The sequence below is a fragment of the Streptomyces sp. NPDC002520 genome (assembly GCF_053595235.1).
The window spans coordinates 61,648-82,744 of the sequence record NZ_JBSFXG010000035.1 but is presented as its reverse complement, the minus strand read 5'-3'; the positions used below and the strand labels follow the sequence as shown (position 1 = coordinate 82,744).

The window sequence follows — 21,097 nt, the reverse complement described above, 5'->3', positions numbered from 1 at the left end:
CTCCTCCAACTCGCCGCTGCGTCAAGGCCGGTGGCGGCATGTTCAACCTGCCGGCTGGTGGCACCCTGGCATCAGGGACTCCACAAATCTCAGTTCAGCTCAATTTTCACTTCGACGTTTTTGGTCACGGTGGATGCCCACGAGTGAGACGCTGCGTTCATACGAGCCTTCATCTCCCATAATCCCCGCGACAAGCCGCGAGCCTGTCGGGGTACCCGCTGCCCATCCTTGCCGGCGGGACCTGGCTGGCGCTTTTCGCTCCTGCGGCCACCGAACGGCACACGACGTGGACCTTTCCCGCCGATTCAGTCCCGTCGGCGCCGTAGACAGGCGCGGTCGGCCGACCGGACATGAGCGCAAAGGAAGACACCGAATGTCCCGCGGGCTCCCGCATGATCGCATGGGATGGTGGTTTCGGACGTATGGCCCCCCAAGAGAGTGGGTAGTACGATTGCGGCCCGCTGGGGGAGGAACCGAGGGGGCTGACTGTGCCGATCAGTTCTGTGGCGAATGATGCGTATGGCCGTCACGACGCCGCCTGAATCGGCTTGTGCCGTCATATTGGCAGCTGGCTGTGCTACGCGGACAGGGACTTTATCCACTGTCGGAAAAACTCACGTACGATACCGCTCGGCGCCGGTTCTGGCTGGCCAACTCGCTCTGCTCAGCCAGCATGGAATAAGTGAGGCCGCCGTGGTCTGCCGCCCTGGGAATGCCTCGGCCGTCGCATTGCTCGTCGCGCAGGTCGGCCCACCACTCGGCATCACCGTGCGGGTCGGGATTCAGGATGCGACACCGGGTCCGGGAAGAGCATTCGCGGAATCGCTCAAGTGGACACCCGTGAATCAGCCGGTGCTGCTCCTCCTCGCTGACACCGTCGTCGACTCTCTGCCGCCGAACGCCGGCGGATGGATCGGCGTGGCTTCACCGCTCCACCGTCGCCGTTGGTGCGCCGTCCGCTCGGACCAGCGCGGGCTCGTGTCCGCGATAAGTGATGAAGAGGTCGGGCCGGAGAGCGGGCAGCCGGTGGCCGTCGGGGTCTACCGCTTCGGCGACCGGCAGAGCCTCGACAAGGCGGCATTTGAGGTGATGAGTGCCGAGCTGCCGGATGAGGAAGTCGAATTAAGTCGACTCCTGGACGTGTACCGCGCGTACGCCCCGCTGCGCAGTGAGCCGGTGGCCGGCTGGGTGGACCTGGGCAGCGCGGAGGCCATCGCCCGGGCCAGCCGCGGCAGCCACGTCACCCGTGCCGTCAGCAGCTTGCGGGTGGACGACCTCGGGGTGGCGCACAAGAGAAGTTCCTACGGCGGAGCCGTGTCGCAGGCGCGGTTCATGCGCCGGCCGCCCGGTCGCAGCGCCGTGCTCTTCCCCCGGTTTCTCGGGATGGACGACGACGAACTGGGATACTCGATGGAATACCTCGACTATCCCACCCTTGCAGAAATCTATCTCTACAGGCCGGGAGCCGAAGAAAACTGGGGGGATCTGGTCGGGGGCATCATCGAGCGAGTAGATCGGCTTTTGTGGCGGACCGGCGAAGTGAGTGTGGACCGTGAGGACCTGCAGAGGCGCTGCCGCGTCATGTATCTCGAAAAGCCACGCCAGAGGTTTCGGAAATGGTGGGCGGGGAGCGTGTTGTCCCGCAGCGAACGGCTCATCGTCAACGGACGCGAACTGCTGGCCGGCTTGGATGCGCTGGAGAAGCTCGTGGAACATGTGGAGCCGCTCTGTGACAGCGCCGTCCCGGCCACCGTCCATGGTGACCTGAACTTTTCCAACATACTGTATTGCGAGCATCCTCGAACATTTCGCTTGCTCGATCCCCGGGGTGAGTTCGGCGGCACGGGGCCGCTGGGGGACGCCCGCTACGACGCCGCCAAGTTGCGGCACTCCTATGCCGGGATGTACGACGCGGCGGTTCACGGCCTCTACCGCCTGGAGACGGTAGGACCGGAGGAATTCACCTTCAGCCTTGGCCCTTCTCGTGCGATCGCACGGCGTGCGGTCGACGCGGCACTGAGGAAAGTCGGCTTCTCGCTGCGGGAGGTGCGGGTCATCGAGGCGTCCTTGTTCTTCAGCATGCTTCCGTTGCACGACGATGATCCGCAGCGGCAGTGGGTGTTCTACCTGCGGGCTCTTCAACTTCTCCACGAACTGACGCCGTCGGTCGAGAGCGCCACGTCCTGCCCGGACACAGCGCAGGACTGAGTGGGAGCGGGCGACATGGAACAGGATCAGATGCACTGCACCGCCGAGCGGGCGCTCATCGCACGGCTGTCCGTTGACCACAGCGCGGCAGTGGAGGCGTGCGCGCCCCTGTTGCACCGGGCGATCGACCTGGACTGGGCCCGTATCTGTCTTCTGGCCGTCCAGCACCGGGTCGAGGGCCTGCTGATGGATACCCTGGACGCCGTCGGCTGCACGGACCGCACGCCGCCGTCGGTGGTCTCCACTCTGCGCCGCCGTGCGCAGTTGGCCGAGGCCCGGACGGCGGCCATCCTGGCGAAGGCCGAAGAGGTTCACCGCCGGTCCCCGGGTTGCTTCGACGACCTCGTGCTGTACAAGGGCATCACCTTGGCCGGACGCTACCGCAGCGCCGCCCACCGCATGGTCAGCGATCTCGACGCGGTCGTTGCCGAGGGGGACTTCGAGCGGATACGCCGGGCGCTCCTGGCGTCGGGCTTCGCCGAGCGGCAGGGGTACCGCGGAAGCTCCTTCTACGCGGAGCCAGCGTCATCTCAGATCGGCGTCGACCACGTCATGTTCGACCTGCACCTGGAACCCCTTCCGAGGTTCCGCCAGGAGCACCTGAAGGGGGCTTTCTGGCGGCTGCCGCACCGGAGCACCGAGGTGTTCCATCTGGTCCCGGATGTGCTGGAGGCGCGCAGGTACGGTGCCGCCGAATCCGTCCTGCTGTCCCTCGTCTATCTCGCCGAGCACGCCGCCAGTTGGATCCACGCGTGCTTCGAGGACGACATCCGTCTGGTGAAGATGCTGGACGTGGAACTCCTGTGCGCGCAGGAGTCCGTCTCGGGCGCGGATGTTCGGGGGCTGGCCGAGGAAGGGCGCGTACTCGGCGCCACCCTGCTTGGAGCCGCCTTGCTGGTTGCGGTACGCGGAGCGATGCCGGCATCTCTGGCCCCGCTGCTCGGCGACATCGGCGACCCGGCCGGCCTGACCGACCTGCTGGACCTGGTCGCCCTGCCGGACGGCACGCTCGCCCGCTGGCCGATGTCCGTCGACGAGCGGGTCTTCCGCACCGATCGCAGCGGCCTGGCTCTCGGGATGGCGCCGGGAGGCCGGCAGAGCAGGCGGGATTGGCACGACCCGCACGGCCTATTGCTGACGGATCGTGAACAGGTGTCGGCCATCATGGAACTCGCGGAAGGGCGATGCGCCGGACGGGCCGGCAGCCAGTGACACCTGCCGTTCGGACCCGTGTCCATCTCCGGGAGGAGCAGGAGGCGATGCAACACCGGCTGGTACCTGGAGGTTTCATCGGGGACCTTGAGGTCCTCTGCGTTCGCCACCCCGTGGACAGCTTCCACGGCGGCACGTACGTGGTCGCCACCGAGATCGGTCGCATCCTTGTCAAATACCGACCGGAACGCCGCCCGCTGGCAGTGACCCGCTCGGTGACCCACCTCCTGCACCGCCGCGGGGTGGCGGTGCAGGAGGTGGTGATCCCATTGACCTCCACGGACGAGGGGTGGATGCTCGGCCTGCGCTGGATCGAGGGCAGTCCGCTGTCCCCGACGGGTCTGCGGGAACTGCCGAGCGCGCAACGCCGTCAACTCGGTGAGCAACTGGCCGACTGGCTGAGCGTCCTGCACACGATCCGCGTCCCCGGCGGCTCCTGGTCCGACAAGGCCGAGCACCGATTCCGCCGCAAGATGGACCAGGCTTTGGCCGCTGGAGTCATCGGTGTCGCTGAGGAGCGACTGATCCGGAGCAGGTGGGCCGGCTTGGCGCCGTCCCTCGGGGGCGTCGTTCCCTCCCTGATCCACCGAGACCTGCATCAAGCCAACATCCTGGTGGCAGAGGGCCGACTCGCGACCGTGATCGACCTGGAGAACTCCCGGACGGCGGACCCACTGTACGACCTGGTCAAGCTCAAAGACCATGTGCTCACCCTGGACCCCCACCTGGCAGACGGCTTCCGTGACCGCTATGGGACACGGACGTGGTCCGCCGAACAGCGGGACAGGTTCGCGGCGGCATGCCTGTTGGAATATCTGTCGGCAGTCGTCTACCACGCACGACGGCAGGAGACGGATACGGTCCGCGACAGACTCCGCTCACTGCTCGCGCTCTGTCTGACCGGCACCGATGCGCTGGGCCCGTGAGGCACGCACCTCGTGCAGCGACCGCTACGGGTATGTCCGCACCATTCTGCAAGAAGGCCAGAAGAGGGCTGGGAGGGATCGATGCGAGCAACCCGGCGACAGACGGTGTTCGTGCGGTGGTGGCCGCTCGAACTGCGGATGCTGACTCAGCATCGGGACGTCGTGCAGTGGGTCCACCACCACCTGGCGACCGTCGCCGAACTCGTCGATCCGCCCGTCGTTCGGCACACCGTACGCGCCGTTGTCGATCCCGGCCTTCTCGCGGCCGCCGGCCGCGAGATCACCGCCAAAGCCGTCGCCACCGTGGAGCCGTACTCCGGTGACCTATGGGTGGAGGGCACTCTCGACGGTCGCCGCGCCTGGACCCGACGGCAGTCCGTCGACGACCCGAGCCGGGCGCTGGTCCTCGTCGACGATGCGGGTGGCCACTGGTCGGTCATCGCAGCGGACACCGGTGAAACAGGCAGGGGGGTGGTCCGCTTGGCCCGCGAGCTGCTGCGGACGGAACTGGCCGGCCGCGGCGCTTTCACGTGTCACGCCGCATGCGCATACTCCGACCGGTTCGGCGGCGTGCTCGTCGCAGGGTCGTCCGGTGCCGGCAAGACCACGCTCGCGCTGGCCGCGGCCAGGACCGGATATCTCGTGAGCGGGGATCAGACCGAGATCCTCGCCTCCGAAGAGGGCCCGATCGCTGCGGGATTCCCCTGGAGTCATCGGATATGGCGGCGAACGCTGCACCAGGCCGGGGTCGACCCCTCGGTGGAGCGGTGGCTGTTACGAACGCAGCGATCCGGCCCTGCGACCGCCTCGGCTCAGAGGGACCGTGCCGCGAAGCTGGAACTGACACCATCGGAGACGAGCCTGCTGCTCCGCACGCCCGTTGCCGCCGCCTGTCCCCTGGACACCGTCGTGGTACTGGACCGCGTACCCGGCAGATCGGCTCCCCGGGCGGTGCTGGTTGATCCACCGGCCGCTTTCGCTCTCCTCGCCGGGCACTTGCGGGAGCCCGATCCGTCGTTCGGGACCTTCTGGCTCGCGCGGCCTGGGGCGAGACCGACCGAGGCGCAGGACCCGGCCGGGCTGGAGGCAGTGCTCACCAATGTCCGTGTCGCATCCCTGGCCTGGGAGCCGGCGCGGCATTCCGCTCTGGAGGCCCTGGACTGTCTCGGTGACTGCCTGAGCACCCGGGGACAGCGGTTGTGAGCGGCCGCCAGCGCGCCCTGGCGATCGAGGGCCTGCCCGGTGCCGGCAAGACTTCCCTGGTGTCGTCGCTCTGCTACGTCCTGCCGGACGCGAAGGTGGTCCCGGAGATCGTCCTGTGCCCACCGCCTTCTCCCGGACGCGACTTTTTCGTGGCCAACGACCTGGTGAAGGAGCAGATCGCCGCCCCGGGCGGCACGGTGGTGATGGACCGGTGCTGGCTGTCGACCGTCGCGTACGTCGTCGCAGAGAGCCGATGGGCCGGCCGACGCGCCGATGTGGTGGATGTCGTCACCAACCTCTACAAGGACCTCCCGACCGCTCCGTCCACATGCCTGTTCATTGACTCGCCGCGCGCCCTCATGCTGTCCTTCGCCCCCGACGGCCTCTTCCCGGACCTGCGGTTCCGTCTTCTGCTGCGGCAGAGCTACTACGAGTGCTTCGCTCGGCTGCCCGTGTCCGCTCACGTGGTGAAGGACAACTCCGTCCGGTCGGCGCGCTCCTGCCTCCACGCCGTGAGCGCCGACGCGGCGCCCGGCCAGGGCCGAACCGGTGAACCCCGGTGAGCGCGCAGCAGTCCATGCACGTCGCGACGGTTCTTCTGACGCTGGTCGCGGCTGCCGCACTTTGGCGTACTTTGGCCACCTGGCTCAGCGGGCGCTGGCTCACGCGTGGCGCCGCGCCCGGCGACCTCCCGGACACGCCCTTCGTGATCCTCCTGCCCGCCTTACGGGAGCAGGCACTCGTCGACGAGACCCTGGAGTACTTCACCAGCCTCGACTACCCGCCGGACCTGGTGAGGATCGTCGTCGTCACCACGGAGCGCGAGCGCACCGACCGTGAGCGCCTACGAGCCGGACTCGCGGCGTACGCGCAGCGGCTCCGCCACTCCGAGCGGAACGCCGACCCGGGCGACCTGCTGACCGGGCACCTGCCAGAGCCGTCCGTGGCCCGGCTGCTGGCGATGCGCGACCGGCTCGACATCACGCAGTTCGCAGCCGCCGTCGAGGACGAGTTCGCCGGCACGCCGACGACCCGACAACTGGTCGAGCGCGGGTACGGCTCCGCCGACGGCGTCCTGGTGCTGGAGGCACCAGCCGACTGGAAATTCAAGTCAGGGCAGCTGCGGTACGCGTTCGAACACCTCGACAGCCTCCTCGCCCACTGGCCGCACTGGGATCGCTGCCGGTACGTAGCGGTCTACGACTTCGACGGGCGCCCAGCACCGGATGCGCTGCGGCATGCCGCGCACGCAGCCCAGTCGGGAGCGGTGTTGCTCCAACAGCCCGGGCTCACTGTCCCGGGCCGGGCGGCTGGGCACTTCTCCGTGTTCGACGGTCAGTTGCACGCCCGCCTCGGGCTACGGCTTGAACTGTGCAGCCTCTTGATCGACCGCCTCCTGCGCCCTCTGGCGAAGGGACTGCGGGCGGTGCTGGCCTCGGGGATCCACTCCGTGGGCAACGGCCTGTTCATCGACCGCACGAGACTGCCGCTCCTGGGCGGCGTCCCCGCCCCCGTGGACGATCTGGCCTTGGGCTGGCGAGCGTCATCAACCGGTCGCGTCGTCGAACCGATCCGCTCCCCAACGCTGTACACCGCCTACCGTAACGCGCGGGAAGCGGCCGCATCCCGCGCCTTCATCTGCCGCGGCTACCTCCTCGCTCTGCGGGACGACATCCTTCTGCCCGACCGAGTACGCGCCGCACGACCGGTTCACCTCGTCCGGATCGGCGCCCGGTTGGTCCAGTGGACCTTCGGCCCGTTCCTGAGAACGGCGCTGCTCCTTTGGGCAGGCTTCCAGGCCCCGTGGACGACCCTGGCTGTGGCAGCGTTGACCTACCTGCTCTTTCTGATCGACCTCGCCACCGTCCATCGCGTGCTGCGAAGGACGTGGCGGGGCGTCCTTCCCGGACCACCCTCCACTCTGCACCTGCTGCTCGGTCCGGTCGCGTTGTTCTGGTACGGGGCGGGACCGCGTCGCGCCCTGTTGAGGACTCTGATGAGACGAGATGACAGGCATAGCCATGGAAAGACCGAACGATGAGTCTCCGGACACGAATTTCGCGGCCGTCGTCTTCGACCTCAACGGCACCCTGGTCCCGCTGCCGCCGCCAGCCATCGCCGACGCCGCGCTCGACGAGTGCGCCCGCCTGCTCAGTCTGGAACCGGCAAGCTTCCGCCCTCGGTGGAAGGCCAGCTTCCGTCAGCGCAACGCTGGTCTCTGGGGCCACACCGGGGAGGAGTTCTTCACCAGGTTTCTCGCCGAAATGGGCGTCTCCAGGCCGCAGCGAGCCATAGCGAGGGCCGCCGAGACACGGCGTGCCTTTGCCAGACGCACCGTGATACCGCCAGAAGACACTCGGGCGTGTCTGACCAGGCTGCGCTCCAGGGGCCTGCCGCTCGCGGTGCTCACCGTATGCGGGCCCGCCCTGCCCGAAGTATGGGGTGAACTGCAGATCGCTCCACTCGTCGACCATGTGGAGTTCTCTTGCCTCAGCGGGTTGATGAAACCCGACATACGCTGCTACACCCGCACCTGCCAGGCCATCAGCACGCCTCCCCGGCAATGTCTGTTCATAGGGGACGGTGCCGGCGGCGAACTGTCAGGCGCCGCCCGCGCCGGGCTCACGCCGGTCCTGCTGGAGAGCACCGACTCACGCGTGGCCGGCTGGGCGCCCACCGATTGGCGCGGCGCGCGTATTCGGCGGATCGCCGACCTGTGCTGCCCCAGCGAGGCGGGGCGCCGTGGCTGACCGCGACCGACTGTCCCGGATGCTGTCCATCGAGGACCTGCACGCCGCCGCCCGCCACCACTGGCCGCGCACGGTTCGGGACTATGTGGACGGCGGGGCCGACGACGAGCGTGGCCTGGCGTTGAACACGGATGCCTTCGACCGGTACGCCTTCATGCCGCGGGTGCTGCGCGGCATACGAGAGCCGGACCTGACCGGTACCTTTCTCAACCACCGCGCTGCCCTGCCCCTCGGCCTGGCCCCCACTGGCTATACCCGGCTCATGCACCGGGAGGGCGAAACAGCGGCAGCGGACGCCGCGTCCGCGGCGGGCATCCCGTACGTCGTCAGCACCATGTCCACCACGCCCATGGCCGCCCTGGCAGCCCGAGGCGGCGACGTGTGGTTCCAGTTGTACGCGACGCGCGACACCGACGGGACGACCCGGCGAGTCGAGATGGCGCGAGACAGCGGCTGCCGCGTCCTGGTGGTCACCGTCGACTCGGCCGTTACCGGCAACCGGGTCCGCGACCTGCACAACGGCTTCGCCCTGCCGCCGCGCCTTGGACCGTTCATCCGCGCGGGCGCGCTGGCACGCCCGCGCTGGCTCGCCGGCTTCCTACGGAGTGGGCGGATCACGTTCGCGAACTTCCACCCGGAGTCGAGCGGCGTCCCGCTGGACACGGCGACGTTCGCCGCGCGCAACTTCGACCCGGCCTTTTCCTGGGCGGACGTCGAACGGCTGAGGAACTGCTGGACGGGACCACTGGTGCTCAAGGGCATCAGCAACCCCCTCGACGCAGCACGGGCCCGCGCCGAAGGGGTGGACGGGGTCGTGCTGTCCAACCACGGCGGCCGTCAGTTGGACGCATCTCTCCCCCCGCTCCTGCTGCTGGCGGACGTGCGCGCGCGGGTCGGCCCCGACTATCCCGTGTACGTCGACTCCGGAATCCGGCGGGGCTCCGACATCGCCTTGGCGATCGCGCTGGGGGCGGACGGCTGCTTCGTGGGGCGGGCCTACCTCTATGGGCTGGGGGCCGCCGGCGGCGCGGGCTGCCTGCGTGCGGTGGAGATCCTCGCCGACGAGCTGAGGCGGACGATGCTGCTGCTCGGCGTCGCGGGAGTGGACGAACTGCGGGGACAGGGCGCGACATTGGTGCGGGTCACAGCGCACTGCCCCGTCACGGGCATTTGACGGACAAGCGACCGATGCGAGACGGAGGTATGAGCATGACTGTCAACGGAAAACCGGCCGTCGGGGTCATAGGACTGGGGAAGCTCGGACTGCCTCTCGCCATCACTCTGGCCATGGGCGGATACGAGGTCATCGGCCACGACATCGACCCAGCCAGGATGACCTCCGCCGCCCTTGCTCCCTGGGAGGTGGCACCCGCCGGTACCGGAAGCCTGCTTGACGCCTACACCTCATCAGGAGTCCACATGCGTTTCGCGGACCTGGACACGGCGGTCAACCAGACCGACTGCGTACTCGTCGCGGTCGAGACTCCCCACGAGCCACGCTACGAGGGCATCACGCCACTGCCCGACAGCCGCGCCGACTTCGACTACGCACCGCTGCGGTCAGCGGTGTCGGCCATTGTCCACACCGCACGTCGGACCGTGCCGCTCGGCATCATTTCGACGGTGCTGCCCGGCACTGTCCGCCGAGACGTCGCACCGCTCGCCGCACACCATCCTCTGGTCTACTGCCCGCAGTTCATAGCCATGGGCCAGGTGGCCCGGGACTTCCTCAACCCTGAGTTCATTTTGATCGGCACAGACTCCGACGACACGACCATCGAGTCGGTCTTCGCGGGGCTCGCGCCGTCCGCCCCGGTGCTGCGCATGAGCACGGAGAGCGCCGAACTGACCAAGGTCGTCTACAACACATACATCAGCACCAAGGTCGCGGTGTCGAATCTCGTCCAGCAGCTGTCCGACCTCGTGGGTGCGGACGCGGCCGATGTCTTCGGCGCTATGAGGATCGCCGGGCGGCGGCTCGCCAGCCCTGCGTACATGGGCCCCGGCCTCGGCGACGGCGGGCCGTGTCACCCCAGGGACAACATCGCACTTTCCTGGCTCGCACGCGAACACGGACTGGGCAGCGACCTGTTCACCACCCTCATGGACGTGCGCCACGCCTACATGGACTGGCTGGCCGACAGGTTCGTCGCGGCAGCGGGGGACCGACCGCTGGTCGTCCTGGGCACCGCGTACAAGAGCGGTGTGCCCATCGAGACCGGCTCGGCCGCCGTACTGCTCACCCACCTCCTGCGACGGCGCGGCCTGAATTTCACCACGATCCCCACGCCCGCCGAATTGCCTCGTCTGGAAAGCGCGGGGGCGCACGCCTACTTCGTCGGTTGCCCGGAGCCGGGGTTCTACCAGCGGCCGTACCAGCCCGGCTCCCTCGTCTTCGACCCTTGGCACCTCGGCCGCGCACACCCCGGCGTCGAACTCGTCCGTCCCGGCTCCCGATCACGGCACCCGGCCCCCCAGGCAGCCGGCTGGTGACCACCATACGCCGCGCCTGGAGCGGGTCACCAAGGTGACTTGGAGCGTGCGCGGACAGGCGGGCGTGAGGGGCTGGATGATGCGGCCGTGAGCGCTGTCGTCGTAGACCGCGCCGGCCGCGTCTACCCCCTTACCCCGACCCCCGAAGGCCCCACCGCCACCCGCACCATCGTTCAGACGGTTTCCGAGCAGTGAAACGAAGCGGATAACGCAGCGCGAAAGGCTTGGCCGGACCTGAGCCGGGGCGGTCGGTACACAGTGAGGAGCACGACTACTTCTTCGAGACCATCGAAATCCCGCCCACAGCAAGGGAGAGAACCCGGGCCAGCGCCTTCCGGACATTCGGGTCCTGATCAAGCCGCTCCAACGATTCCAACCTCGCCGGATCAAGATCGATCGTGGCAACTCCGCCGGCATCTCCGTCTTCCACGGCCGAGAACAGGAGAAGGCATCGGTAGGCCCGGACAGCTCCCGCCCTTTCTTCACGCATCAGCGGCTGAAGGACGACGCTTCCTTCCTTGACCTGGCTGCGGAGGGCGTCCACAGAGGACCATCGGGTTGACCAGCCTCGCTCCTCCGCCTCGGACTGGATCTCAATCAGCGTATCGAAGCCGATCTGGCACACGCGGAAGTCAGGGTCTGTCGAACGGACCAGAGACATCAGAAACTACTCCCCGTCGTAGACGTCGATGCGGATTTGTGTATCCGGTTCAATACGCCCGTCCCCGACTCTTGTCTGGAGTTCGTCCCGGCGGTGATGACCTCCAAGAACCGTTCCGCCGCGCGAGACAAGAATTCCGTCTCCCGTGGCAGCGTTGTTGATCCCGTCCAGGAGTTCATCATTGCTCAGTTCCTCGTGATACCACTGCGACGCTGGATCCCGGGTCTTCTGTCCATCGGTGTATTTACCGACATCGCCAGCGTTCTCGTGACGTGTCGAGATTCCCGGTTCACACGACGGCCCGGAATTATGAACGAGTACCGGTGTGGCCCCCGCCAGCACATAGTACGTATGCAGGTCCTCGACGGAGAGATTGTTGACCCGCTTGTGCTGGGTCCAGGCGCGGACCATGCCGACCTGGGTGTAGGTGCCGCTGCCGGTCTGGAGCAGCATTCCGGGGACGAGTTCCTTGGCGTAGAGCCACTTCCCCGCCTCGGGTGCCCAGAAGGGGTGGTTCTCGGTGGCGACGACCTTGCCTGTGTGTCCGCCAGGGTTGACGACGGTGATCTCGACGAGGTTCTTCTGGCCCTCGCCGGTGATGAGCGCCGTGACGGTGCGCGCTCCCGTCTTGCCGGTTACCGGGTCGGTGGCGGTGACCTTGTCGCCGGCGCGGATCTTCCCGATGGGCTGGTGACTGCCGTCGGCCATGACGACCGGGGTCTGAGGGGTGAAGCTGTTGCAGGTGCCGCCGGTGTCGGCCTTCGGAGCAGGGGAACTGTCGGCCGGCTTCGGCGCGGGTGGGCTGTCGGCCGCCTTGGGTACGGGTGCGGTGTCGGCGGCCTTGGCCGTCTTCGCCGCGTCGGTGGCGTTGGTCGCTGCCTTGGCGGCCTGTGCGGCGTCGAGTGCCTTGTTGCCGTACTTGGCGGCGTTGGCCGCGTACCCGGCGCCGGGGATGGCGGAGGCGGCGGAGAGGGCGGCATTGGTGTAGTCGCCTTCCGCGGCGTACCAGCCGGCGTTGCCGAGGTCGGCGGCCTCGCCGACCACCGGGACCATGCCGACGACGTCGAGCGTGGTGTGCCCGATCGTCTTCCAGGACGGCATCTTCGGCCACTTGCCGGTCGGGTCGGTCAGCTTGACCGGGTTGTTGTGGGCGTACGTGTACGCGGCGAGGTTGCGGGGTTCGCCGATGCCGCCGGCCATGTCGCCGTCGAGGTAGTCGGGGAGCACCGGGTCGGCGCTCGCCCACAGTTGGGTGCGTGGGTTGTAGTAGCGCGCCCCGTAGTAGTAGAGACCGGTCTCGGCGTCGAGTTCCTTGCCCGTGAACTGGTACGGGGTGTCCGCGGTGCCGGTGCGTTCCTCCACCCAGGTTTCCCCGTACGGGAAGTACTCCAGGTGTTCGGTCACCTTGCCCTGCTTGTCGGTGACGTAGCCGGAGGAGCCGATGTGGTCGGCGTGGAAGAACTGCTGCTCGTCCTCGGTGCCGGTGGTCTTCACCGTCTTGGTGGTGACGCGGTTGTCGCCGATGAAGACGTGCTTGTAGCCGGTTGCGTCGCGTTCGCTGTAGTAGCGGTTGGGGTAGAGCGAGAGTCCGTCGTCGCTCGACTTGACGACGCGGTCACCCTTGTCGTCGTAGACGTAGGAGACGGTGGCGCCGGCGCAGCCGTCGGGGTCCTGGGTGAGCGTGCCGGTCGCGGTGTCCTGGTTGCAGGCGAGGCGGTTCTCCTCGTCCCACACGTACTGGCGGCGCTTGTCGGCGGCAGCGGTGTTGACGGTGCCGGTCAGGTTGCCATTGGCGTCGTAGGCGTGGCTGATGGGCCCGACCTTGCTGGGGGCGTGCGGTCGGGCAGCGTCGTAGGCGTACGTGTAGTCGTAGCTGGTCCGGTCCTGGACATCCGCCGGGTTGGACGGGTCGTCGAGGGGTTCGATCGGCCCGTTGCCGCCGCCGCCGACGGGGAAGGCGGGCGTCCCGCCGGTGACCTCGTGGGTCTGGGACTTGCTCGTGGTGTTGTGGATCGAGTCGTAGCCCAGGGTCAGCGTGTAGGTGTTGGTGTGGTTGTTGCGGTCGGTGTATTGGCCGGAGGCCGAGGTCAGGCGGTACTGGTCGTCGTAGCCGTAGGTCTGGGTGCTCGGTCCGCCGATCTCCCCGCCCTGCGGCGCGTCGTTCTCCAGGCCGGTGATGTTGCCGATCTTGTCGTATGTGTAGCCCAGGTCCTGGAACGCGGTCCCGCCCGGCGCCACGGACTTGAGGGCTCCGAGCCGGCGGTCCTCGGCGTCATAGGTGTAGGTGGTGCGGACGCCGTTGCCCGTCTGCTGGAGGATCTTCTGCCCGAACTTGTCGTAGTCGATCCGGTCCGCATACGTGTAGGTGCTGCCGTTCTTGGCGCCGGTGGCCCGGTTGACCTGGCCGCCGGAGTCGTAGTCGTAGGTGAGGACCTCGCCGTCGGGGTAGGTCATCTGCAGGACGCGGTTGAAGGCGTCGTAGCGCCATGCGGTGGTGTAGGTGCGGGGGGCGTCGCGGACCGCGGTGACGGTGCGGGTCTCCTTGGTGACCTCACCGAGTGGCCCGTAGGCGCGCTTGACCGTTCCGGCCGCGTCGTGGACCTCGGTGACGCGGGAGGCGGCGTTGTCGGGGGCACCGGGCGCGCCGTACTCGTAGCTGACGTTGTTGTCGGGGAACGTCGGGTAGCGGATGGCTTTCAGCCGCGAGTAGTCGTAGTCGTACTCGACGGCCTTGCCGACGGCCCGCAGGTTGGCGGTGATCTTCGAGGTGACGTTGCCGGCCAGGTCGTAGCGGGTGTCGGTGCGTCCGGCATCGGGGCTGTCGAAGGAGACGCGGCGGCCCAGCCCGTCGTAGGCGGCGCGGGTGACGTTGTTCTTGTCGTCGGTGACCGCGGTGACCTGGTTCATCGGGTCGTGGGCATAGCTGGTCCAGATCGCCGTGGAGCCGTTGAACTCCTTGACGGCGGTGGTCGCCCCGCGGACGTCGGTGTAGGTGACGCGCCGCTTGCCGTTGCCGTCGGTGACGGTCTGCTCGAGGCGGGTGGTGCCGTCGCGGTCCTCACCGAAGCCGTAGCCGGTGGTGGTGACGATCCCGTCGGGCTGGACGGTCCGCACGGACCGGTCCAGTACGTCAAAGGTCTCCTTCGTGGGCGGCACGGTGTCGAAGGCGGGGTTGAAGGTGGTGTTGGCAGCACCCTTGGGCTCGGTCACCGGGTAGTACTTCTCGACGGTGCGGCCGAGGGCGTCGAACTTGATGCGGCCGGAGACCGTCATCACCTGGGCGGGATCCGCGCCGGGTGAGACGGCCACGGTGGCGTCCTTCTTCTCCTGCAGGATCCGCCCCAGTCCGTCGCTGAAGGTGACCGTGTCCATGGTGTCGGCGCGGACGCCGGACGCGGCGCGGTCGAGATGCCTGGTGGTGGCGTACGGGACAGTCGCCTCGGGGTGATAGCCGAAGCTGATGGTGGCCTGGTCGCCGTCCTTCTCGTACGGGCCGGTGACCTTGTCGAGGCGGCCGACGCTGTCGTACGTCATGGTGACGGACTGGTTGTTCTGATCGGTGTTCCGCGTCGGCAGGCCGTACTTGAGGTCGAAGTCCGAGGTGGAGCGGTAGCCGAAGCTGTCCTCGACGGACGTGACGTGGGCGCCGACGGTGGCGTCGTAGCCGTATTCGAGCGTGTAGCGCTGGCCCTTGGCGTTGGCGGGGCCGGTCACCGACTTCAGGTTGCCGTCCGGGTGGTACGTCAGGTCGGAGACGGCCGCGGTGCCGTCGTCGAGGTACTCGCGGACCTGGCGAACGGCTCCGGTGGCGCAGTCGACGTCGGCCTCGCGGTGCCGCAGAAGCGTGCCGTCGGCGTCCTTCTGGCGGATCACGTCGGCGATGCCGGTGATGCCGTGGTCGCGGCACTGGGCGTCGGAGGCGGTGTACCGGTAGGTGGTCTCCAGGTCGTCGGCGGTGCCGTCGCCGCCGGTGTCGAGGGTGCGGGTGACGTTGCCGTAGTCGTCGTAGGAGAGCTGCGTGGTGGTGGAGGCCGGGGTGGCGCCGGCAGCAGCGCCTTCGTAGTACTTCTCCTCGACTATGGTCAGCTGCGGGAAGACGGTGGCCGTGGCGCTCGCCGGGTCGGCCTCCTCACCCGAGGCTCCCGGGGAGGCGTCCTGCAGCCGGTAGGACTTGAGGGTCTCCCGGTACGGGTGTCCGGCACCGTCCTCGGTGAGGCTGCGGGTGAGCAGTCCGCGGGTGACGTAGCCGTCGGTGCGGTAGTCGTCGGTGAGTACGCGGCGGACGGCGTCGTCGGCGCCGGGGTCGCGCTGCTCGGTGATCACTCGGGCGAAGCCGAGGAACTCGCGTTCGGCGCGGTCGTAGCGGCCCTTCTCGTAGCGGTAGGTGGTCCGGGCGGTGTCGGCGCCGTCGCCCTGGACGCCGTCGGTGACGGTGGTGCGGGCCAGGACCCAGCGGCTGTCCGGCATGGCGGCGGTGTTGCCGCTGCGGGTGTAGTCGACCTCGATGCGGGCGCCCATGGGCCGGCTGACGGAGCGCAGCAGGTTGGTGCGGCCGGTCTTGTTGACCGCGACCTGCATCTCGTTGTCCCGGGTGGACTTGACGTGGTCGGCGAGGCCGTCGCCGTTGACGTCGCGGAGTGCCACCTCGGCGCGGCCGATGCTGGTGGAGGCGTCGACGCCGGGGTTGAAGACGATACTGCCGGCGCCGACGGGGAAGCCGAAGGTGAAGTAGGCGCCGCCGCCGAGGGTGGCGTTCTTGTCCACGGCGATGTCGCTGAAGGCACCGCGGAACGGGGTCGGTGCGGTGAAGCCGGCCCCGGTGTTGATGGCGACCTTCACCGGGTTAGAGCCGTCGGTGAAGACGCGGTCGGTCAGGCTGTCGCCGTTGACGTCGGCCAGGGTGGCGTTCGTCCGCGAGCTGCCCAGGGTCGCGGAGACTCCGCCCGCGAAGCCGTAGTTGTCGAGGTTGAATCCCAGGTTGACGCCTGTGTTGCGGGTGGAGGCGTCGTTGACCGGGCCGCCGCCCCAGGGCTCGCGGGCGGCGAAGCTGTAGCCGAGGTTCAGCTGGGCCTCGCCGTTGTCGTACACCTTGTCGGGGAGGCTGTCGCCGTTGATGTCGGTCAGGTCGAACTTGGCATCGGACTCGCCGCCACCGAGATTGCCGCCGATGCCGAGTGCGGGCATCTCGGTGCCCGTACGTGCCGAGTTGGCGGAGTCCTCTCCGGTGGGTGCGTCGGCACCGGTCGCGGTGGCGAGGGTACGGACGGGGCTGCCTGCGCTGAGAGAGACGCCGCCGGAGACGGAGTTCGACTCGCGGACGTTGCCGCCGAGGCTGCCGCGGGTGGCGCCGAGGCCACCGTCCATGTCGGAGTACTGGATCTCCTTCGCACCGACGACGTCCGGGTAGCGGTCCCCGTTGACGTCGAGGAAGTCGACCTCGCCGGCGGTGGTGCCCAGGGCTCCGCTGCCGCCGAACGGGCCGAGCGTCAGTGTGGTGGAGATCTGCTGGGTCCGGCCGCGCCGGATCAGACCGGTCGAACCGGCGAGGTCGGCGTCGGTGACCACGTCGACGGTGTCGAGGCCGAGCCGGGAGCTGGCCGCGGCCGAGCCGCCGACCCAGGTGCTGTCGTCGGAGGCGACCCACTTGCCCTTCGCGGGCTGCGGGGCGAACACGGTGATCCGCGGGGTTGGCACCTTCGGATCGGCGGTGAACGTGTCGAGGTCCGCCTGGACCGGCGCCTTCGGCAACGAGTCCTTGTAACTCTGGTCGATCGCCAGCTCGTTCTGGGCGATGGGGCGGGTGGCCCGCTCGTGGTTGCCCTGATAGCCGATGACGCCCCAGCCGCGGTACGGCTGCGCGAACGCGCCCTGAACGGCCGGCGAATGCATCGCGCTGGGTACCTGCTCCCAGCTCGCACCGTCATAACTGACACGGACGGTCTGCGACTTGAGCAGCCCGACGAGTTTGGTGTTGGTCGTGGACAGGTCGAAGAACAGCTCGTCGCCCTGGGTGACCGGCACGTTGAGGCGGGTCATGGACGCGGGCAGTCCCGCGCCCAAGGCGATGTCGATGCGGCGTTTGCCGACCAGCCCGTTGCGCTTCTTCACCGTGAGGTAGATGTACGCGTTCTCAAGGTTCGGGTTCAGCTGGATGTTCGGCTCGACGGTCAGCGTCCCGGTGCGCGTCGCCTTCCATGAACCCTGCGGCCCGGTAAGAGAGTTCACCGGGTACAGGTTCAGCTCGTACGGCGGGTTGACCACCACCGTCGGCTTCCCCTCGGCGTCCACCACGGAGTCGACGCCGTACGCCTTGGTGTAGTGCGCCTCCGGTGTCCACTTCAGTGCGCCTGCGTCGATCGGGGAGTCCACCAGGAGCTTCCACGACAGCCGTTCGCGCGCGGCCACCTGCACCGTGAGGTCGATGGGGGTGGTGCCGGTGGAGGCCGCGGGCAGCACCTTGCGGATCAGCTCGTTGGTGACCGGGTTGCCCTCGTAGTCGGTGGTCTCGTGGGTGATGAGGACGGTCACGGCGTCGGAGGTCGCCGCGGACTTCACCAGATCGCCGGTGATCTTCAGGGTGCCGGTGAGTGGCGCGTTGACCTGGGAGGTGCGCCCGGCCAGGGTGAAGTCGTTCTTCGCGTCGAAGACCGTGGTGCTCAGCCCGTTGACGTCAATGCCGGCGGGCATCCCCACGTAGCCGATCCTCGGGTCCCACGCCACGGTGTCGTACTTGCCGTCCAGGATGGACTGCACGCGGAAGTACAGGGCATCGCCCTTGTGGACCTGCACCGAGTCCACCCCGGTCGGCGCGAAGTCGATGTAGTCGTCGGGGCCGATCCGCTGGGCCCACAGCTCGGTGTCGTTGTGCTGGATGGTGACGCGGACGCCGTCGGCCTTCTCGTACTCCGCGCGCTGCGCGCTGGTGTCCTTCTCCAGCCGCGCCGGTCCCTCGATCTTCACGGTACCGTCGTACGGGGCCACCCACCGGCGGACACTGTCCATCAGGGGCGAGTTGTCCACGGCACGTTCGAAGGTCTCGGTCTGGTCGCCGACGATCGTGCCCGTGGCGGCTCCCGTCCCCACCGGGGCCGGAGTGCCGGCGCTGTCCGTGGCATAGCTGGGCTTGCCGTCGGCGTCGAGGCGGCCGAAGAGCACCCCGCCGTTGTTGACCAGGTCGGCGATGCCGTCGGCGTTGACATCGGTGAAGTACCGGTCGGAGGTCGTGGTCGTCGACACATAGTCGAGCTGGCCGTTGACGCCGACGTACGCCTCGATGCCGGCGGTGCCCGAGAGGGACTTCTCCCGCGAGATGCCGGGCAGTCCACTGAGCTTGACGGCGGAGTCGCCGAACTTCGGCTGCCCGGAGGGACCGGACAGGTTCGGCCGGTAGAACACCTCACCGTTCTTGCGGAACACCTTGTCCGGCAGGTTGTCACCGTTGACGTCCTGCAACGCCAGCAGACCGTCGGAGACACCCGCGTTGACACCGACCTTCACACCTGCCGAGCCGGACTTGACCGGCGCGCCCGGGTTGTACCCGACGTACAGGTGCCCGCCCGCGCCGGCCGAGGTGGTCGCGGACAGCGCGCTCGCCTCGCCCTCCCGGATGTCGACTCCGAGTCCGTCGTCGGGGACCGTCCAGTTCGCGGCGGTGTCGAAAGCGGTGTAGGCACCCGACTGGTCCCGTACGTCGTCGAAGTAGTCGAAGCTGTGGGTGTGGAAGACCTTGCCGTCCTCACCCAGCTGCGACACCGACTGCAGCAGCGTCTTGGCGAACGCGCCGGTGCGGTAGTTGAGTTCGTAGGCGCGGATCAGCTTGTCGTCGAGTTTGACCTCGACCCGGCGCAGCAGGTCGGCGGTGACCTTCTTGAAGCCGTACCGCGCGTCGATCTGAACGTCGCCGCGGCGCGCCTCGCCGCGGTCACGGTCCCGCAGGAAGGTGACCGAGTAGCGGCCCTCGGTGTCGCCTCGCCCGGTCCAGGTGATCCGCTGCGGGTACAGCGCGCGGCCCTGGACCTTGGCGTTCGCGACCCCGCCGTCGTCGACACGGACATGGTGGTAGCGCAGCAGGTTGTCGTTGCCGTCGCGGACCTCACGCGCCGCCCACACCGCCACATTGCCGGAGCTGTCGGCGAGCGTGGCGTCCGCCGCCCCGCCGTAGACGGTTCGCAGCCCCAGTTTGTCGATGACCTCCCACCAGTAGTCCGACGGCTTGTCACCGTGCCGGACGATCTTGTCGAACCGGCCCTCGACACGGGAATGGAACACCTTCTCCGAGGTACGCGCCTGCAGGGCGCCCCGGTGCACCACCGGGGTGAGCTGCTCCCCGTTCAGCAGGTACGACTCGGTCTCCTTGGCGGCGTCGTAGCGCGGTACGCCCCAGCGGGTGTCCACGGTGATCTGCGGGGTGGCGACGTCCCACCCGACACCGGTCCAGCCGTTGCCGCCCGAGGAGTTGTAGGAGACTGACAGCTCGGGCTGCAGTCCACCACGCCCCTTGGGCACCTCGAAGGGGTAGGAGAGCCGCGCGTCGCCCTGGTTGTTCGCCGTCGGCGCCTCGACCAGATTCACGCCGGCGCCGGGGTCGGCGGCCTTGATGTCCTTGATCTGGTTCGGGTTGAACGAGGTGCCCTCCGGGCCCTCAGGACCGGTGACCGACGATCCCGCGTCCGGGCCGGGGCCCGCCGTGGGGCGGAACCTCTCGGGGGAACTCAGCCCGAACATGGCGAGCGCCATGATCACGGCGAAGACCAGACCGGTGCGGCCGCGGAACGTGACAGTCCGTCCACGGAAAAGGCCGGCCGGCCCGGGGAACGAAGCAGTCCTCCCCCGCCATGCGCCCCTCAGTGCACGTAACACCCGCTGGACAGCCATCACAGATCCCCCGCACGGTCCGACGCCCCAGTACACGAGCACACGACGACCATGGCCCGCGCACGCGAAAGCTATTGGATAGCGCGACTATCTGTCCAGCCTCTCTCTACAACTCCTGCCATGAACGGCCGCACTTCGACTACGGACGCACGGCCGGTCTGCCCGGGCCTGACTCCGAGTCCATGCAGTCGGTTCCACCGTTTTCCCCCGGGCGGCGCAGCGTCACTCGCCGGCGGTCCGACACGGCACTCCCAAATGGAACTGGGCGGCGGTCCGGCCGGTCGCCGGACTGTGTGACACCTGGGCGGTGCAATCCGACCTCGCCTTCGGTGGAAAACCAGCCGGCATCGCCCCTTCAGCATCAAGATCCGGACCAGACACGGGCCATGGCACTCAACAGAGCCCATGCCGTACACCATTTGCAGAGTTCAGCAGGCATCTCGCTCGTGTACCACCAGCAGACGAAGAATCTGCTGGGACGAACGCACACACGCCCAGGCACAGCGCCTTGTCCGTGCCCGCAGAGCCGAACGGCGAAGCCGGGTCTGCCTCTCGGTCCGGTCAACTACCACGCAGCGGCCCTGAGCCGATCAGCCCCAAGATGTCCGAGTTCAACGGAGCGTAGTCAGCACCAAGTCAGCACGGGAGGGGTGAGCACGGGTGATGACGTGGGCTTTTAGTCAGCACCAAACCAGCACGGGAGTCAGCACCGCACCGTCAAATCACCCCGAGCTACGCGTCCCGGACAGCACTCGTTTCGACCGCCTTCG

11 protein-coding genes are annotated in these 21,097 nt (G+C 68.2%); 9 read left to right on the top strand and 2 right to left on the bottom strand.

All coding sequences use genetic code 11. The features are described 5' to 3' along the window. Window positions 1-510: 510 nt before the first annotated feature. From ACWD5D_RS34925 to ACWD5D_RS34885, 9 genes are all read left to right on the top strand, one after another. Window positions 511-2,208, top strand: coding sequence for an NTP transferase domain-containing protein (locus ACWD5D_RS34925; RefSeq protein ID WP_451376824.1), 1,698 nt, complete (start codon window positions 511-513; stop codon window positions 2,206-2,208). A gap of 15 nt (window positions 2,209-2,223) precedes the next feature. Beyond that, entirely contained in the window at window positions 2,224-3,420 is a 1,197-nt protein-coding gene (locus ACWD5D_RS34920) for a nucleotidyltransferase family protein (protein WP_451376823.1), read from the top strand. A 47-nt stretch (window positions 3,421-3,467) separates the two neighbouring features. Then, on the top strand, window positions 3,468-4,346 hold the full coding sequence (locus ACWD5D_RS34915) for a phosphotransferase family protein (protein WP_451376822.1): 879 nt from the start codon (window positions 3,468-3,470) through the stop codon (window positions 4,344-4,346). Between the two features lie 81 nt (window positions 4,347-4,427). Beyond that, complete coding sequence (locus ACWD5D_RS34910) at window positions 4,428-5,549, top strand: hypothetical protein (RefSeq protein ID WP_451376821.1); 1,122 nt, start codon at window positions 4,428-4,430, stop codon at window positions 5,547-5,549. Beyond that, entirely contained in the window at window positions 5,546-6,112 is a 567-nt protein-coding gene (locus ACWD5D_RS34905; RefSeq protein WP_451376820.1) for a hypothetical protein, read from the top strand. Before ACWD5D_RS34910 ends, ACWD5D_RS34905 begins: the two co-directional genes overlap by 4 nt. Further along, window positions 6,109-7,590: a hypothetical protein gene (locus ACWD5D_RS34900; protein ID WP_451376819.1), complete on the top strand. Its 1,482-nt coding sequence runs from the start codon at window positions 6,109-6,111 to the stop codon at window positions 7,588-7,590. The genes ACWD5D_RS34905 and ACWD5D_RS34900 overlap by 4 nt, the downstream gene beginning before the upstream one ends. After that, window positions 7,556-8,299, top strand: a complete 744-nt coding sequence (locus tag ACWD5D_RS34895) for an HAD family hydrolase (RefSeq protein ID WP_451376818.1) — start codon at window positions 7,556-7,558, stop codon at window positions 8,297-8,299. The genes ACWD5D_RS34900 and ACWD5D_RS34895 overlap by 35 nt, the downstream gene beginning before the upstream one ends. Then, the gene (locus tag ACWD5D_RS34890) at window positions 8,292-9,473 is read left to right on the top strand and encodes an alpha-hydroxy acid oxidase (protein WP_451376817.1); all 1,182 of its coding nucleotides are present in this window, start codon (window positions 8,292-8,294) and stop codon (window positions 9,471-9,473) included. The genes ACWD5D_RS34895 and ACWD5D_RS34890 overlap by 8 nt, the downstream gene beginning before the upstream one ends. A gap of 35 nt (window positions 9,474-9,508) precedes the next feature. Further along, entirely contained in the window at window positions 9,509-10,792 is a 1,284-nt protein-coding gene (locus ACWD5D_RS34885; protein WP_451376816.1) for a hypothetical protein, read from the top strand. Between the two features lie 271 nt (window positions 10,793-11,063). Here the strand turns inward: ACWD5D_RS34885 and ACWD5D_RS34880 are convergent, their stop codons facing one another. Together ACWD5D_RS34880 and ACWD5D_RS34875 are read right to left on the bottom strand one after the other, a co-directional pair. Beyond that, window positions 11,064-11,453 (bottom strand): hypothetical protein, encoded by a 390-nt coding sequence (locus ACWD5D_RS34880; protein WP_451376815.1) that lies wholly within the window; start codon window positions 11,451-11,453, stop codon window positions 11,064-11,066. A gap of 6 nt (window positions 11,454-11,459) precedes the next feature. Then, complete coding sequence (locus ACWD5D_RS34875) at window positions 11,460-20,189, bottom strand: SpvB/TcaC N-terminal domain-containing protein (RefSeq protein ID WP_451376833.1); 8,730 nt, start codon at window positions 20,187-20,189, stop codon at window positions 11,460-11,462. Window positions 20,190-21,097 lie beyond the last annotated feature (908 nt).